This window comes from Pseudonocardia hierapolitana (assembly GCF_007994075.1).
In the GTDB taxonomy this organism is placed as follows: Bacteria; Actinomycetota; Actinomycetes; order Mycobacteriales; family Pseudonocardiaceae; genus Pseudonocardia; species Pseudonocardia hierapolitana.
This window is the reverse complement of the sequence record NZ_VIWU01000001.1, coordinates 3,957,191-3,971,449: the sequence shown is the minus strand read 5'-3', so window position 1 is coordinate 3,971,449 and position 14,259 is coordinate 3,957,191. Positions and strand designations below refer to the sequence as shown.

Sequence of the window (14,259 nt, the reverse complement as noted above, 5' to 3'; positions counted from 1 at the left end):
CGAAACGGTCGAAGTGATCGTCAGGTCAGCGGTGGACCGGTCCGATCCGAAACAAGATCTCTGGTGCGTGGCCGTCGCCGAGCAGTTCTGCGCCGAACAGCTCGCTGTGCCGCACCGGAGCGGCACGCCGCTCGGCGAATCGGCTGAAGAGGGCGATCGACCCGGTGTTGTCGGGGGTGACGGTGGCCTCGAGGTGATCCACCCCGGGCACGCGGTCGAACAGCGCGTCGAGCATCGCCGCGGCCACGCCTTGACCGCGCACCGCGGCGTCCACGCCGACCTGCCAGACGACCAGCGCGGACGGCTCCTCCGGCCGACGGAACCCGGTGACGAACCCGACCACGTTCCCGTCGTGGCGCGCCACCACCGACGTGGCGGCGAAATCACGACACCACAACAGGTAGGCGTATCGGGAGTTCAGATCGAGAACCCCGGTGGCCTCCGCCAGGCGCCAGCACGCGACCCCGTCGGCGACCTCCGGGTGACCGATCGTCAGCTGTTCCCCGATGTTTGGACGTGTGCGGTCGGGGGATCCAACAGGTGCGGCCATGTCCCAGGAACTTAACAGGCGGGAAACTGGGCCGCCGATCTCGGCATGGTCCGCATCGGTAAAGTATGTGAGCGCTATCACAATAGCGTTTGGCGATCAACGCTATTGGGGACGGTACTGTTCCGCCAGGTCAGAGGGCGATTTCGCCGCCTCGAACGCGGGGTTGACGACACTGTTTCAGGTGCAGATCACGAAATCGCAACGACGATCACACCCCGCTAGGCTGACCCCGTGCCACCCACCAGCGCGCCCCGGTCCGTCGTCGTCACCGGAGGCGGTCGCGGCGTCGGCAGGGCGGTCGTCGAACGGCTTCTGCGCGACGGTGCGCACGTGGTCGCGATCGAGCTCGATGCGGGCGCCCTCGACTGGCTCGCCGCCCATCCCCGCGCCGCCGGCGTAGCGGGCAGCGCCGCCGACGAGGCCGTCACCGAGGCGGCCGCCGATCGCGCCGAGCACGCCGCGCCGCTCACGGGCTGGGTCAACAACGCCGCCGTCTTCCGCGACGCGTCGGTGCACACCGCACCGGCGCGCGAGGTACTCGACCTCGTCCACACCAACCTCGCCCCGGCCGTCGTCGGCGCCACCACCGCGGTGCGCCGGTTCCTCGCGGCGGGCACCGGCGGCGCGATCGTCAACGTCTCCTCCCACCAGGCCCAGCGCGCCGTGCCGGGCTGCACCCCCTACGTCACCGCGAAGGCGGCGATCGAGGGCCTCACGCGCGCGCTCGCCGTCGAGTACGGGCCGCGCGGCGTGCGGGTGAACGCCGTGGCGCTCGGCTCGATCGCCACCGAGCGGTACGAGGCGTACCTCGACGATCTCGGTCACTCCGGCGCCGCGCACGTCGAGGAGGAGATGCGGAGGATCCACCCGCTCGGCCGGGTCGGGGCGGCGGCGGAGGTGGCGTCGGTGATCGCGCACCTGCTGTCCGACGACGCCTCGTACGTCACCGGCGCCACGGTGCCGGTGGACGGCGGCCGTTCGGTGCTCGCCCGAGACCCGGAAGCGCATGAGACCTGAGCCGTTCGGCCGCTCGACAGACACGAGGAGCGGTGGTGAACTGACCGGCTCATCGGCGCGGAGGAGGGTCGCCATGACCAAGTTCGCAGCGTTCTTCAGCTACAAGCCGGAGACGTGGAACCAGATGCTGATGAAGCCGGGGGACCGCACGGCCGCGGTCCGGGATCTCGCGTCCGCCGTCGGCGGATCTCTGGAGTCGATGTACTTCATGTTCGGTGAACGCGACGGGTTCGTCGTCTTCGACGTCCCGGACCGGAACGCCGCTGCCGCCGTCGCCATCGCCGTGAACAGCAGCGGGGCGTTCTCGCACATGGAGACGCGCGAGCTCATCTCGCCGGACGACCTGCCGGCGGTGCTGGAGAAGGCCGCGAGCGCACGGGAGTCCTACCGGCCGCCGGGGCAGTGACGCGCAGCGCGTTCAGCGTCACCATCTGGTGCGCCACGTCGCCCCAGTCGACGGCCTCCACCAGACCCGCCGAGCCCGGCCGCCGCCACCACGGCCGCACGGCGCGCCAGCCACCGTCCTCGCGCTGCTTGCCGGCCACCACCCGCCGGGCCCGGTCGGTACGCGGGTCGTCCCGGCAACCGGCCCGGTCGAGCACGACGAGCGCCTGCAGCACGTCGTAGTGCCAGTACGGCGGGTAGTGCAGGTCGACCACCGACCGGTGCAACGGCCGGTCGGTGCCGGCCGCGAAGACGACGTGGCGCGCCAGCAGGACCTCGGCCGCCGCCGTGGCGGCGCGCCGGCTCCGCGCGTCACCCGTCGCCGTCGCGTACTCGGACAGGCCCCACAGCGCGGGCAGCGTCTCGTGCACCGACGACCGGTGGGCCGCGGGGCGGCGGTCGCAGTTCCAGCCGCCGTCCGGCCACTGCCCGCCGACGAGGTGCTCGACCAGCCGCGCCACCCGCTCGTCGGCCGCCATGCCGAGCCGGCAGGCGACCGCCACCGCGTTCCCCTCCTGCGACGCGTGCATGCGGCGCAGGCCGTCCACCACCAGGACACCGGCGAGCCGATCCGGCGCGGCCCAGCAGTCGAGCACGGTCTCCGCCGCCCGCACGGCCGGCTCGTACCCGGCCGGGATCCCCAGCTCCACGAGCGAGACGAGCCGCCAGTGCGCCCCGGTCCACTTGGCGTACGGGCGTGCCGGCACGCGCGTGTCCTCGAGACCGGCCAGCAGCCCGCGCACGATCGGGCTCAGCAGTACGTCGCCGTCCGGGGCGGGCTCGCCGAGCAGGTCGCGGCGGGCGAGCACGCGGACGGCCGGGTCGGCGTCGATGGCCAGCCGCGCGGCGACGGCGCCCGGTGCTGGAGGCACCTGCGCATCAGAGCACACACGGAGGCACCCGGGACCCGTCCGTGGCACGACCAGCACGGTGACCAGAACCCCGACCACGAGCACGACGGCCCCCGCCGAGCCCGGCGAGCTGCGCACCGACCGGACCCAGCACGGCCCCGGTAGGGAGTCGCAGCGTCCTCGACGATCTGTGCCTCTCCGGCACCGCGGCGTCGGCCGCCGACATCAGCGGGTTCTTCCGGGGCCCTGCGATGCGCTACCTCACCGCGCTCCTGAGCCCGCTCAGTCCCCCAACGCGGCGTGGATCAGACTGCGGAGCTCGTCGTCGGAGACGGCGGCAGCGTCCGCCGGCCGCAGCTGGATCGTCCCCTTGCTGGTCCGGAGCTCCGGGTGCCGGGCGGTGAAGGCGGCGACGGCCTCCTGGCCCCAGCCGTAGAGCGACACGCCGTGCCGCCACACACCGACGTGGAGCCGGCGCGTGCCCACCACGTACGTCGGCATCTTGTAGGAGAGGACGACGGCGGCGTCGGGATGCTGCTCGCGGATCAGCCGGTGCACGCGGTCGAACAGCGGGCGGAACCCGGGGTCGATGCCATCGACGTAAGCCTGAACCGCAGCGTCCACCCCGCCATCTTCACGCTGTCCCGACTTCCTCGGGAGGGTCGGCCGGAAATCAGTCACGAGCCCGGGGGGACGCGTGGTGAGCACGACCAGGCGCCGTAGGTCAGAGCAGCGCGTCGAGGTCGATCTCAACGGGGAACGGCTCCGCGGTCGTGAAGGCGCCGGTAACGGCTCCGTCGTCGGCGTACCCGAACTCTCCGGCGAGGTGGCAGGCGAGCAGCGAGACCGGCGGGTCGATGTCGATGATCCAGTAGTGCGGGATGCCGGCGTCGGCGTATTCGCTGCGCTTGAGGACGTGGTCCGTGCGCTTCGACCCGGGAGACAGCACCTCCACGATCACGAGGTACTCGGCCACGGTCAGCAGGTGCAGCGGGGCGACGGGCTGGATCGTCATGGCGCCTCCTCCCGTCGGCCGTCAGTGTGGCACGCGGCTACCGTGCCCGGATGGATCAACGGGCGGACGTGGTCGCGAAGGCCGATCTCCACCGCTACCTGCAGGCCGGCCGCGACGCGTTGCTGTCGAAGCTCGACGGGCTCGGCGAGCGCGACGTCCGCAGGCCGCTGACCCCCACCGGCACCAACCTGCTCGGGCTGGTCAAGCACCTCGCCGCCATGGAGCTCGGGTACTTCGGCGAGGTGTTCGACCGCCCCTTCGAGGTGCCCGGACCGTGGTTCGGCGCGGACGCAGAACCCAACGCGGACATGTACGCGACGGCCGACGAGTCGCGCGAGTACATCGTCGACCTCTACCGCCGGTCGTGCGCGCTGTCGGACGCCACGATCGAGGAGCTCCCCCTGGACGCGGCCGGGCACGTGCCCTGGTGGGGCGAACCCCGCGTCACCCTGCACCGCGTCCTCGTGCACATGATCGCCGAGACCCACCGCCACGCCGGGCACGCCGACATCGTGCGGGAGCTGGTCGACGGCACGGCCGGCATGCGACGGCCGGGCGACAACATGGCCGACGGCGACGCGGCCTGGTGGGCCGCCTACCGGGATCGGCTCGAGCGGCTGGCCGGTGGCTGAGATGCGCGTCCTCACCCTGAACGTCCTCGCGCCCGCCTACCACGGCTGGGACCGGCGCCGCCGGGCGCTCGTGGCCGGGATCCGCGCCCTCGCCCCCGACGTCATCGCCCTCCAGGAGGTCGTGGACGTCCCCGACCTGCTGGGACCGGGCTGGCACGAGGTGTGGCACTCCCGCCGCGGCGAGGGCGGCGACGGGGCCGCGCTCGCCAGCCGCTGGCCGATCGGGGAGGTGCACGAGATCGACGGCCGCGTCACCCCGCGCGCCCGTGACCTCCCGTGGTCCGGCACGGTTGTCGCCGAGGTGCGCGCGCCGGAACCGTTCCTCGTCGTGCACCACAAGCCGCTCTACCGGCTCGACGGCGAACGGGAGCGGGAGCTGCAGGCCGTCGCCGCGGCGCGGCTCGTCGAGACGGTGGCCCCCGACCCGGACCGGCACGTGGTGCTGCTCGGCGACTTCGACGCCCGCCCCGACTCCGCGAGCATGCGGTTCTGGACCGGCCGGCAGTCCCTGGACGCCATGAGCGTCTGCTACCACGACGCATGGGAGACGGTGCACGGCGACGAGCCCGGCCACACCTTCACACCGGAGAACCCGCTGGTCCAGGCGGGCGGGTTCCACCTCGTCCGTGGCCGGCGGATCGACTACGTGCTGGTGCGCGGCCGCCCGCAGGGCCCGACCCTGCAGGTGGTCTCCTGCGAGCGGGCGCTCGTCGAGCCCGTCGACGGCGTACAGGCGAGCGACCACTACGGCGTCGTCGCGGACCTCGTCGTGCCCGAGCGGCCGCCGGGGACACAGGGCACCCTGTGAGGCCGGAGGACGAGGTGCTCGCCGCAGCCGCGGCCCGCGCCGACGCCCTCGCCCGCGGCGACACCGACGCCCTCCGGGCCCTCCTGCACCCGGGGTTCGCCTGGACCTCGCACCGCGGAGAGACCTTCGACCGCGAGACGTACGTCCGGCGCAACACGGGCGGCGAGCTGCGCTGGTACGGCCAGACTCTCGAGGACGTCCAGGTGGTCGTCGTCGGCGGCACGGCCGTGCTGCGCTGTACCGCGGTCGATCGCGTCGAGGCCGACGGCCCGGCGGAGTTCCGCATGCCGATGACCCAGACCTGGGTCCGCTCCGGCCAGGGCTGGCTCTGCCTCGCCGGTCACGCCGGCCCGCGCTCGGTCTGAGTGTTCCGTCGCCTCCCGGGGTAGGCCAGGAGGTGATCACCTGTCATGTCCGCTACGAGATCGACCCGGGCCGCATCGAGGCGTTCGAGGCGTTCGCCGAGCGATGGATGCGGCTCGTCGAGCGCCACGGCGGTGTCCACCACGGCTACTTCCTGCCTGCCGAGGGTGCGAGCGACATCGCCTACGCCTTGTTCAGCTTCCCCAGCCTCGCCGACTACGAGCGGTATCGCAGTCGTTTCGGCGTGGATCCCGAGTTCGTCGATGCCGATCGGATCCGCGACGAGTCCGGATGCGTGCGCCGCTACGAGCGCACGTTCCTGCGGCCGCTTCTGCCCTCGGCTCACTGACCGGGCCGCGGGGCGCGCCGGATCGGCGCGATGGTCGGCACGGGGTCAATTGTCAGGAAGTCGATCACCAGCCGGGTGACGAGCTCGGGTTTCTCCTCGACGAGCAGGTGCGAGCTGCCCGGCACCACCGCCAGCTCGGAGTTCGGGATGCCGCGGTAGAGCTGCAGCGTGTGCTCCAGGTGCACGATGTCGTCGTCGCCGGACACCACGAGCGTGCGCGCTGCCACCTCCGCGAGCTGCTCGAAGGCCAGCGTCGGGCCGGTCCGCGCCAGCTCGACCACCTTCGCGACGACCACCGGGAAGTGCTCGATGCCGTCGGGCGAGAGCTCGCCGTAAGCGGTGGCGAGCGGCGAGGCCACAATCTCGGCAACGGCGTCCGGCGAATCGAGGAGGCCTGCCTGCAGCCCTTCCACGTGGAACTGCCCACTGATCAGCACGAGGCGGCGGACCAGGTCCGGGCGCTCCAGCGCCACGTGCAGCGCGGTGGTGGCGCCGGCGCTGTAACCGACGAGGTCTGCCGGGCCGCCGACCACCTCCTCCAGGAAGGCCACGGTGTCCGCGGCGAACCCGGGGAGGCTGTACGGGCCGTCGACATCCGGCGTGCGGCCGTGGCCGCGCCGCTCCGGCGTGAAGACGCGGAAGTGCGCGGTGTAGACCTCGAGGGCGCGGTCCAGCTCGCGCGCATCGCTGAAGCCGCCGTGCAGGTACACGAGGGGCTCGCCGGAGCCGTGCACGGCGTACCAGGTGCCGATCATCGATCCCATACCCGTATGACGGCTCGACGTCGGCGGATTCATCGGTCCGGTGGCTGCGCGTTCGGCAACCGGATCCCGCTGAACCCGAGGCTGCTCGCCACGATCGCTTCCCAGAGCGGCCACAGCCGCGGGAGCACGCGCAGCTCGATGCCGGCCTCCTCGTGGAGCGCGAAGAGGTCACCGACCCGCTCCGGCGGCCCGAGCGGCCGCACTCGCACCTCCGCGACGTGCGCGGACGGCTCCGGCTCCCCGTTCCGGCGCGCCGGCTCCGGCTCCTCGAACGGGCGGAACGGCGCGGCCGGGAGCCGGTAGGCGTAGAGCCGCACCGTGCGCATCCGCTCCAGCCACGCGTACTCGACGGCGTGCAGGCGTGGCGCCGCGGACGGGCCGATGATGCGTGCCGCGTCGGCGGCCGTCGAGCTCGCGGTGGGCCAGGCGAGCACCCGGGGGCACTGGCGCGGGAACCAGTACGCGGGCGCCCGCGGCGCGTCGACGGCCCACACGTACGCCCCCGGCACGCGCGCGGTGGCGGCGACGTGCGGGACGAACTCGGTGATCGTGGGGTCCTCCGAGAAGTGGAGGACCTCGCCGTCACCGGGGCGCACGCTACTTTCTGCCGTACTCGGCCTGGACGTCGGCCTTCCACGCCTCGTACTCGGCGCGGTCGTCCTGCAGCCCCATCTCCGCGACGCAGTCGGCGCACCGGCCGACCACCCAGAGGAGCGAGACCCGGGAGCAGCGCGTGCAGGGCCGCGGCTCCGCCATCACGGTGTCCTCGACAGCGACGGTCACGCGGCCGATCCTGCCACGGGCCGGGCCGGTAGCGTCGCAGCGCGTGAGCCCCGACGAGATGCTCGTGGCCGCCATCCAGGTGGCGGAGGACGGCCTGGCCGCCGGCGAGCTACCGATCGGCGCGGTGGTGGTGATGGGCGACGACGTCGTCGGCCGGGCCTTCACCCAGGAGAAGACCCAGGGCCGCCGCCTGGTCCACGCCGACCTGCTCGCGATGACCGAGGCCGACCGTGCACTCGGTTGGAGGCGCCGGCCGGCGCCGCTCACGCTCGCCGTCAACCTGGAGCCGTGCGTGATGTGCCTCGGCGCCGCCATGGCCATGGGCGTCTCGCAGATCTACTTCGGGTTGGAGTCACCGGGAGACGGTGCGTCGGCAGTCGCGGCGGAACGGCGGCCTCTCAGTGCTGACCTGCCGGAGTACGCAGCACCGGCGATCACCGGTGGGATCCGGCGCGAGGAGGTCCGCGAGCAGTTCCGCCGCTACTGCGAAGGTGCCGCCGACTCCGGGATGCGCCGCTGGGCGGCGACGCTGGCCTGACATCCGGCATGGGCGGGGTGACGGCAAGCGGAACCCCCGGCTCCTGTCCACGCCGTCGGCACGGCCGCGCTCAGCCCCCTGACCCGGCCTCAGTCGGTGCCGGGTTCCTCGTCCGTCCTCCCGGGTGATGCGTCGCCCGACGGAGCATCGCGCCCGAGCCTGCGGTTCAGCGCGTCGGCCGCACGGACACCGAACAGGCATCCGCCGGTTCCGGCCAGGGCCGCAGCGACGAACCCTGCGATCTCCAGCACCGTCACGAGGTGCGCTCGGGCATCTCTGCGTACTCGTGCAACCTCGAGACCTCTCGTGGGACGGGGAGCGCGGCAGCGCAAGATCACTCGAGAGGATGATCGGCTCGCGGGGCCGGAGCGTTAGTGCGCGCCGCGGCCCGGCGCTATCCGGGAGGCAGGGTCCAGAGGCCGCGGGGCTTCCGGTGGTGCGTCCCGCGGAACGGCCGGTTCACCGCCTCCTTCACGAACCACCACCCCTCCTCCTCCGTCTCCGCCCACCCGTGCGAGGACTTCCCCTCGTCCAACACCACCGTCCACCGGTACCGCCCGCTGCGCTCGTGGAACGTCACCGACGCCCGCCCCTGCTGACGCGTGATCTGCAGCCGCGCCTCCGCCTCGTCCGGTGCCTCACCCATCGCGAACCCGCCCCCCGGTAGCTCGGTCATCCAGAACGCCATGGATAGAGGGTATCGAACATTCGGGAGTACACGGTAGTGAACAACCCGATTAAACCCTGAGTGAGCTGGAGCAACTATCAACGGCAAGGCCTTCGACCTAGCGTCGAAGCGTGACAGGAGGGACCGGCGACCGCGGACGACGCCCGCTCATCACGACGCGGGACCTCGCTCGGCACCTCCAGGTCCACCCCAAGACCGTTCAGGAGTGGGTGCGCAGCGGCCGGATCACCCCGACCGCCGTGACCCCGGGCGGGCAGTTCCGCTTCGACCTGGACGACGTCCTCAAGCAGCTCGGGCAGCCCAGGAAGCGGCCGGACGCGGACTGAGCGGCGAGGGTCGGTCGGTCTTGGGGCTCGCAGCGGTGCGTCCAACCGGTTCACCACGAGCCGGCGATGGTGATCGATCCGGCCGCCGTGAATCGCCCTCGGAAGGGCTGCCGGGCGAAGCTCGGAATGATCGATCAGTCCGACGGTACGAGAATCGCCCCATCGAGGGCGACGAGCCGGATCTCGGAACGATCAGCTGTCGCCGACGTCCGGACGTCCTCTCGCGGCAGCGTCGCAGCCGGACGGGTTGCCTGCGGATGCGGGCGTGCGGCACCGAAGCGGGGTGTGTCGCGACGAGGACACGCGCCACGTCAGCGGCCCGACGGACGGATGGGACGTTCCCGGCGAATCTGGTGACCAGCGAGCCGCACCGGGCTGCTCGCACCACCGGAGGGAATCACGATGCTCGCCAATCGGCGCAGTCGGTTGATCGCCAAGTTCCTCGCCGCGTCCGCGCTCGCCGGGTCCGCCTTGCTCAGTCCCGCGGCGGGCGCCGCCTCGGCCGCGATGACCACGCCCGGCGCCAACCAGGTTCCGCCGGACCGGGTGGTCACCTTGATCAACAAGCAGGGCCAGGTCCTGGAAGACAGCTTCGGCACCTTGACCCTGGGTTTCCGGAACAACAGCGACGACGAGAAGTGGATCAAGGACTATCGCACGGTCGACGGCTCTATCGTGCGACTCGAGAACGTCGCCAGCGGACGCTGCGTCTTCGCGCCACAGCAGTCGTCGCTGATCAGCAAGGTCACCATGGGCGAGTGCAACCTGACGAACCGCGCGCACAACGAGTGGCGCATCACGCCCCAACCCGGTGGACACGAGAGCTACACGACCTACTTCGGCAAGCCGAAGGGTCTCGCGATCACCAGCTTCAACAACCTCAACCTGCAGCAGCTCAGCGGCACCGAGAACCAACTGTTCCGGGAGGGCTGATCTGACCGACACGGCTGTCGAGGGCTCGACGGTGCGCCCCGACGGTCGCCCGCAGGACGAGGGGCCGAGCGCAGCGTGCCGGCCCATCTCGGATGGCTGGATTCGAGCTGCGCCGGCTCACTCCGAAACGGGCAGGCACTCGGCGAGCAGCGCGACGACGTCGCGCCAGGCCCGCTGGGCGTGCCGCGGGTGGTGGCCGACGCCGGGGAGCAGAGTCTGGTCGGTCCGCGTCATCGGGTGGTGAAAAGCGTGCAGAGCGCCGCCGTAGACGACCATGCGCCAGTCGACGCCGGCGGCCTGCATCTCGGCAGCGAACGCGTCCCGTTGCGCGGGCGGCTGGATGGGGTCCTCCGACCCGACCCCGGCCCACACCGGGCAGCGGATGCGCGCCGCTTCGCCCGGTCGGCCCGTGATCAGCCCGTTGACCGTCGCGATCGCGCGCAGCTCGACGCCGTCACGCCCGAGTTCCAGCGCGATGGCTCCCCCGGTGCCGTAGCCGATGGCGGCGATCCGGTCGGGGTCGGTCCGCGGTTCGGCACACAGCACGTCGAGTGCCGCGTGGCCGATGCCCCGCATCCGATCGGGGTCGGCGAGCAGCGGCATGCAGCGCGCCAACATCTCCTGAGGGTCGGTGAACCAGCGCCCGCCGTGGATGTCGAAGGCCAGTGCCACGTATCCCAGCTCAGCGAGGGCGTCGGCCCGTCGGCGCTGGACGTCGTCGATCCCCGTCCCCTCGGGCCCGAGCAGGACCGCGGGCCGGCGGTCGACACCGGCGGGGAGCGCGAGGTGCCCGATCATCGTCATGCCATCGGCCGGGTACTCGACCGTGCGCGTCGTGACCGTCGTCATGGGTCCGGACGGTACTGATCGTCGAGCCCGGCCGGGCGCGTGTTCACCGCCGGCGGAAGAGCGCGGGCAGCGACGATGGCCGGAACGGGGGCGCCATACCCACGCGCTCAGCCTGCCTGCTGCGGTCACTCGGCGCGGGAAACGGCGTCGCCCTCTTCGACGAACCCTGGGCGTGGTCACCAGGACCCCGCGCGCCGATTGCGGGCCGGGCGTAGCCCCTGCCCCAGCAGAGGGCTGTGGAGCCGGAGGTCGGGATCGAACCGACGACCTACCGCTTACAAGGCGGTTGCTCTACCACTGAGCTACACCGGCCGGTTACCGCCGCCATCCTAGTCGCGCGATCGTGAGCCCCACCTACCCTGGGCGGCATGCCGCAGTCGATCGCCGCAACCGGGGGTGCGGTCCCCGGATGACGCCAGGCGAACGGTTCACCCGCCGGGTCCGCACCGCCCTCCGCCGCGAGGCGCACGGCCTGCTGCACGCCGGGCCGCCCACGATGCAGCTGATGCGGCCGCTCGGTCCCAGCGTGCCGGACGACGCGCGCGTGCAGCAGGTGCTCGACCTGTGCATGCGCGTGGGCGAGGTGCTGCTCTCGAGCGGCGAGAGCGTGGACGAGACGACGCAGACGATGATCCGGCTGGCCTCGACGGCCGGGCTCTCGGCCGTCGACGTCGACATCACGTTCAGCTCGATCAGCATGTGCTGCCACCGGGGCATGGCGGCTGCGCCGGTCACGTCCATGCGGCTGGTCCGCTATCGCGCGCTCGACCTGACGCGGCTGGAGGAGGTCGCCGAGATCGTCCAGCGGGTGGAGCGGGCCGAGCTCGACGTGGAGTCGGCGTCGGCCGCGCTCTCCGAGGCGGTCAGCGCCCCGCACCCGTACCCGCGATGGGTCGCCACGGCCGGCTGGGCCGGGCTCGCCGCGTCCGTCGCGCTCCTCCTCGGCGCCGCGCCGATCACCGCCCTGGCGGCGTTCCTCGTCACCGGTCTCATCGACCGGCTCGGCCGGCTGCTCAACCGCTGGGGGCTGCCCTCGTTCTTCCGGCAGGTGGTCGGCGGGCTGGTCGCCACCGGCGCCACGCTGGCGCTGTTCGCGGCGGGCGTGATCCCGCCGGGCACCCGACCATCGCTCGTGGTGGCGGCGAGCATCACGGTGTTGCTGTCGGGCCTGTCGGTCGTCGGCACGGTGCAGGACGCGATCTCGAGCTACTACGTCACGTCCGCGGGCCGGGTGATGGAGATCGCGCTGCTCTCCGCGGGCCTGCTCACCGGCGTCGTGCTCGCGCTGAAGATCGGGTTCACGTTCGGGGTCGCGCTCGAGGTGGCAGGCGAGCTGCCCACCGGCGCGGGCCGGTTCAGCCTCTCCCTGCTGGCCGCGGCGCTGGCGGCGGCATCCTTCTCGCTGGCCGGTTACGCGCGGTGGCGGCCGCTGCTCGCCGCGGGTCTGGCCGGCGCGGCCGGCTGGGGCACGTACGGGGCGCTCACCCAGGTCCTGGCGGTCGGGCCGGTCGCGGCCACCGGCGCGGCCGCGGTCGTGGTGGGGATCGCGACAGGGCTGCTGCGCAGGGCCGGAGGCATCTCACCGCTCGTCGTCACGCTCGCCGGCATCACCCCGCTGCTGCCGGGATTCACCGCCTACCGCGGCTTCTACCAGCTCGCCGTCGAGGGTCTGGCCGACGGCCTGGTCACCGTCACGGTCGCGCTCGGCATCGGGCTCGCACTGGCCGCGGGCGTCGCGTTCGGCGACTTCGTGGCGCGACCGCGCCGTCCCGCCATACCCACCATCGTCGAAACGGCGCCATCGGAGGCCGAGCGGCAGTAGGCTCATGTGCTCAGTGCACGGCCTCGCTGCGCTCGGCCGGCGCTTCGCGATGCGCTGTGACATTGCTTCGCTCGCAAGCTCGCTCAGGTCGCACGAGGAGGAACATGCCGTCCGGCACCGCGCAGTCCGCCGATTTCGTGGTCGTGGCCAACCGGCTACCGGTCGACCTGGAGAAGCTGCCCGACGGCTCCCAGCGTTGGAAGCGCAGCCCGGGTGGCCTCGTCACGGCTCTCGAACCGATGCTGCGCAGCCGCGACGGCGCGTGGGTGGGCTGGCCGGGCCTGGCCGACGCCGACGTCGAGCCGCTCGTCGAGGACGGCCTGCACCTGCACCCCGTGCGCCTGGCGGCGCAGGAGGTCGAGGAGTACTACGAGGGCTTCTCGAACGGCACGCTCTGGCCGCTCTACCACGACGTGGTCGCCCCGCCCGCGTTCCACCGCCACTGGTGGCAGACGTACGTGCGGGTCAACCAGCGGTTCGCGGAGGTCGTGGCGCGGGTCGCGGCGAAGGGTGCCACGGTCTGGGTGCAGGACTACCAGCTCCAGCTGCTCCCGGCGGCGCTGCGCGAGCTGCGCCCCGATCTGCGGATCGGGTTCTTCCTGCACATCCCCTTCCCGCCCACCGAGCTGTTCATGCAGCTCCCGTGGCGCAGGCGCATCGTGGAGGGTCTCCTCGGCGCCGACCTCGTCGGCTTCCACACCCCCGGCGGCGCCCGCAACTTCCGCTGGTTGGCCACGAGGCTCGCCGGCGCGAGCCCTGGCCACGGGCGCACCGAGGTCGTCGTCGGCGACCGCACGGTCAAGCTCGGGGCGTTCCCGATCTCGATCGACTCCGCCAACCTCGACCGGATGTCGCGCAGCCCCGAGGTGCTGGAGCGGGCGAAGCAGATCCGCGCCGACCTCGGCGACCCGAAGCGCGTCGTCCTCGGCGTCGACCGGCTGGACTACACCAAGGGCATCGACGTCCGGCTGCGGGCCTTCGAGGAGCTGCTCGTGGAGGGCCGGATCAGTCCCGAGGACACCGTGATGATCCAGCTGGCCACGCCGAGCCGCGAGCGCGTCGAGCACTACCAGAAGATGCGCAACGACATCGAGCAGGCCGTCGGCCGCATCAACGGCGAGTACGCGCGGGTCGGGCACCCCGCGGTGCACTACCTGCACCAGTCGCTGCCACGGGAGGAGCTGGTCGCATTCTTCGTGGCGGCCGACGTCATGCTCGTCACCCCGCTCCGCGACGGGATGAACCTCGTCGCCAAGGAGTACGTGGCGTGCCGCCACGACAACGGCGGCGCCCTGGTGCTGTCGGAGTTCGCCGGCGCCGCCCTCGAGCTCAAGGACGCGCTGCTGGTCAACCCGCACGACACCGACGGTGTCAAGAACGCGCTCCACAACGCCCTCACCCTGGATCCGGACGAGGGCCGCAGGCGGATGCGGGCGCTGCGCCGCCAGGTGCTGAACCACGACGTCGACCGGTGGGCGCGCACCTTCCTCGACGCGCTCGGGCTCCCGCCCAGCGACAAGGCGTGAC

The 14,259-nt window shown here is 72.3% G+C and carries 20 protein-coding genes and 1 tRNA gene; 11 read left to right on the top strand and 10 right to left on the bottom strand.

Going from position 1 to position 14,259, the window contains the following annotated elements; genetic code table 11:
- Positions 1 to 25: 25 nt before the first annotated feature.
- Entirely contained in the window at positions 26 to 550 is a 525-nt protein-coding gene (gene ectA / locus FHX44_RS19025) for a diaminobutyrate acetyltransferase (RefSeq protein ID WP_147257020.1), read from the bottom strand.
- Between the two features lie 231 nt (positions 551 to 781).
- Here ectA and FHX44_RS19020 point away from each other — a divergent pair, with 231 nt between their 5' ends.
- Entirely contained in the window at positions 782 to 1,567 is a 786-nt protein-coding gene (locus FHX44_RS19020) for an SDR family NAD(P)-dependent oxidoreductase (protein ID WP_147257019.1), read from the top strand.
- A gap of 73 nt (positions 1,568 to 1,640) precedes the next feature.
- A complete protein-coding gene (locus FHX44_RS19015; RefSeq protein ID WP_170308962.1) occupies positions 1,641 to 1,973 on the top strand; it encodes a GYD domain-containing protein in 333 nt (110 codons plus the stop codon).
- On the opposite strand, the gene FHX44_RS19010 is transcribed toward FHX44_RS19015, so the two are convergent.
- From FHX44_RS19010 to FHX44_RS19000, 3 genes are all read right to left on the bottom strand, one after another.
- Complete coding sequence (locus FHX44_RS19010) at positions 1,894 to 2,883, bottom strand: prenyltransferase/squalene oxidase repeat-containing protein (protein ID WP_212612551.1); 990 nt, start codon at positions 2,881 to 2,883, stop codon at positions 1,894 to 1,896. The genes FHX44_RS19015 and FHX44_RS19010 overlap by 80 nt on opposite strands.
- Before the next feature lie 261 nt (positions 2,884 to 3,144).
- Positions 3,145 to 3,486: an iron chaperone gene (locus FHX44_RS19005; RefSeq protein ID WP_147257017.1), complete on the bottom strand. Its 342-nt coding sequence runs from the start codon at positions 3,484 to 3,486 to the stop codon at positions 3,145 to 3,147.
- Positions 3,487 to 3,586: 100 nt separating this feature from the next.
- Complete coding sequence (locus tag FHX44_RS19000) at positions 3,587 to 3,877, bottom strand: Uma2 family endonuclease (RefSeq protein ID WP_147257016.1); 291 nt, start codon at positions 3,875 to 3,877, stop codon at positions 3,587 to 3,589.
- A gap of 50 nt (positions 3,878 to 3,927) precedes the next feature.
- Between FHX44_RS19000 and FHX44_RS18995 the strand changes: the two genes are divergently transcribed.
- The 4 genes from FHX44_RS18995 to FHX44_RS18980 are packed head-to-tail and all read left to right on the top strand — an operon-like array spanning position 3,928 to position 6,029.
- The gene (locus tag FHX44_RS18995) at positions 3,928 to 4,509 is read left to right on the top strand and encodes a DinB family protein (protein WP_147257015.1); all 582 of its coding nucleotides are present in this window, start codon (positions 3,928 to 3,930) and stop codon (positions 4,507 to 4,509) included.
- 1 nt (position 4,510) lies between these two features.
- Positions 4,511 to 5,317: an endonuclease/exonuclease/phosphatase family protein gene (locus FHX44_RS18990; RefSeq protein ID WP_147257014.1), complete on the top strand. Its 807-nt coding sequence runs from the start codon at positions 4,511 to 4,513 to the stop codon at positions 5,315 to 5,317.
- Positions 5,314 to 5,682, top strand: a complete 369-nt coding sequence (locus tag FHX44_RS42210) for a nuclear transport factor 2 family protein (protein ID WP_170308961.1) — start codon at positions 5,314 to 5,316, stop codon at positions 5,680 to 5,682. The genes FHX44_RS18990 and FHX44_RS42210 overlap by 4 nt, the downstream gene beginning before the upstream one ends.
- Before the next feature lie 32 nt (positions 5,683 to 5,714).
- A complete protein-coding gene (locus tag FHX44_RS18980) occupies positions 5,715 to 6,029 on the top strand; it encodes an NIPSNAP family protein (protein WP_147257012.1) in 315 nt (104 codons plus the stop codon).
- On the opposite strand, the gene FHX44_RS18975 is transcribed toward FHX44_RS18980, so the two are convergent.
- The 3 genes from FHX44_RS18975 to FHX44_RS18965 are packed head-to-tail and all read right to left on the bottom strand — an operon-like array spanning position 6,023 to position 7,576.
- A complete protein-coding gene (locus FHX44_RS18975) occupies positions 6,023 to 6,793 on the bottom strand; it encodes an alpha/beta fold hydrolase (protein WP_212612550.1) in 771 nt (256 codons plus the stop codon). The two genes, FHX44_RS18980 and FHX44_RS18975, sit on opposite strands and share 7 nt — an antisense overlap.
- Positions 6,794 to 6,822: 29 nt before the next feature.
- On the bottom strand, positions 6,823 to 7,389 hold the full coding sequence (locus tag FHX44_RS18970; protein ID WP_147257010.1) for a DUF6886 family protein: 567 nt from the start codon (positions 7,387 to 7,389) through the stop codon (positions 6,823 to 6,825).
- A 1-nt stretch (position 7,390) separates the two neighbouring features.
- Positions 7,391 to 7,576 (bottom strand): hypothetical protein, encoded by a 186-nt coding sequence (locus FHX44_RS18965; RefSeq protein WP_147257009.1) that lies wholly within the window; start codon positions 7,574 to 7,576, stop codon positions 7,391 to 7,393.
- Positions 7,577 to 7,619: 43 nt separating this feature from the next.
- Between FHX44_RS18965 and FHX44_RS18960 the strand changes: the two genes are divergently transcribed.
- On the top strand, positions 7,620 to 8,114 hold the full coding sequence (locus FHX44_RS18960; protein WP_212612549.1) for a deaminase: 495 nt from the start codon (positions 7,620 to 7,622) through the stop codon (positions 8,112 to 8,114).
- Positions 8,115 to 8,508: 394 nt separating this feature from the next.
- Here the strand turns inward: FHX44_RS18960 and FHX44_RS18955 are convergent, their stop codons facing one another.
- Positions 8,509 to 8,802, bottom strand: a complete 294-nt coding sequence (locus FHX44_RS18955; RefSeq protein ID WP_147257008.1) for a hypothetical protein — start codon at positions 8,800 to 8,802, stop codon at positions 8,509 to 8,511.
- A gap of 110 nt (positions 8,803 to 8,912) precedes the next feature.
- Between FHX44_RS18955 and FHX44_RS18950 the strand changes: the two genes are divergently transcribed.
- Positions 8,913 to 9,128, top strand: a complete 216-nt coding sequence (locus tag FHX44_RS18950; RefSeq protein WP_147257007.1) for a helix-turn-helix domain-containing protein — start codon at positions 8,913 to 8,915, stop codon at positions 9,126 to 9,128.
- 402 nt (positions 9,129 to 9,530) lie between these two features.
- Positions 9,531 to 10,061 (top strand): RICIN domain-containing protein, encoded by a 531-nt coding sequence (locus tag FHX44_RS18945; RefSeq protein WP_147257006.1) that lies wholly within the window; start codon positions 9,531 to 9,533, stop codon positions 10,059 to 10,061.
- Between the two features lie 117 nt (positions 10,062 to 10,178).
- Here the strand turns inward: FHX44_RS18945 and FHX44_RS18940 are convergent, their stop codons facing one another.
- Both FHX44_RS18940 and FHX44_RS18935 read right to left on the bottom strand, forming a co-directional pair.
- Positions 10,179 to 10,910 (bottom strand): dienelactone hydrolase family protein, encoded by a 732-nt coding sequence (locus tag FHX44_RS18940; RefSeq protein ID WP_147257005.1) that lies wholly within the window; start codon positions 10,908 to 10,910, stop codon positions 10,179 to 10,181.
- Between the two features lie 237 nt (positions 10,911 to 11,147).
- Positions 11,148 to 11,222, bottom strand: a tRNA-Thr gene (locus FHX44_RS18935).
- A 97-nt stretch (positions 11,223 to 11,319) separates the two neighbouring features.
- Here FHX44_RS18935 and FHX44_RS18930 point away from each other — a divergent pair.
- On the top strand, positions 11,320 to 12,732 hold the full coding sequence (locus FHX44_RS18930) for a threonine/serine exporter family protein (protein WP_147257004.1): 1,413 nt from the start codon (positions 11,320 to 11,322) through the stop codon (positions 12,730 to 12,732).
- Positions 12,733 to 12,836: 104 nt separating this feature from the next.
- Positions 12,837 to 14,258 (top strand): alpha,alpha-trehalose-phosphate synthase (UDP-forming), encoded by a 1,422-nt coding sequence (locus FHX44_RS18925; RefSeq protein WP_147257003.1) that lies wholly within the window; start codon positions 12,837 to 12,839, stop codon positions 14,256 to 14,258.
- Position 14,259 lies beyond the last annotated feature (1 nt).

Excerpts from the sequence above, each read along its gene's own strand:
- ectA (WP_147257020.1), bottom strand. The coding sequence starts at position 550 with ATGGCCGCACCTGTTGGATCCCCCGACCGCACACGTCCAAACATCGGG.
- FHX44_RS18995 (WP_147257015.1), top strand. The coding sequence starts at position 3,928 with ATGGATCAACGGGCGGACGTGGTCGCGAAGGCCGATCTCCACCGCTAC.
- FHX44_RS18990 (WP_147257014.1), top strand. The coding sequence starts at position 4,511 with ATGCGCGTCCTCACCCTGAACGTCCTCGCGCCCGCCTACCACGGCTGG.
- FHX44_RS19000 (WP_147257016.1), bottom strand. The coding sequence starts at position 3,877 with ATGACGATCCAGCCCGTCGCCCCGCTGCACCTGCTGACCGTGGCCGAG.
- FHX44_RS18930 (WP_147257004.1), top strand. The coding sequence starts at position 11,320 with ATGACGCCAGGCGAACGGTTCACCCGCCGGGTCCGCACCGCCCTCCGC.
- FHX44_RS18925 (WP_147257003.1), top strand. The coding sequence starts at position 12,837 with ATGCCGTCCGGCACCGCGCAGTCCGCCGATTTCGTGGTCGTGGCCAAC.
- FHX44_RS18940 (WP_147257005.1), bottom strand. The coding sequence starts at position 10,910 with ATGACGACGGTCACGACGCGCACGGTCGAGTACCCGGCCGATGGCATG.
- FHX44_RS18955 (WP_147257008.1), bottom strand. The coding sequence starts at position 8,802 with ATGGCGTTCTGGATGACCGAGCTACCGGGGGGCGGGTTCGCGATGGGT.
- FHX44_RS19015 (WP_170308962.1), top strand. The coding sequence starts at position 1,641 with ATGACCAAGTTCGCAGCGTTCTTCAGCTACAAGCCGGAGACGTGGAAC.
- FHX44_RS18975 (WP_212612550.1), bottom strand. The coding sequence starts at position 6,793 with ATGGGATCGATGATCGGCACCTGGTACGCCGTGCACGGCTCCGGCGAG.
- FHX44_RS18945 (WP_147257006.1), top strand. The coding sequence starts at position 9,531 with ATGCTCGCCAATCGGCGCAGTCGGTTGATCGCCAAGTTCCTCGCCGCG.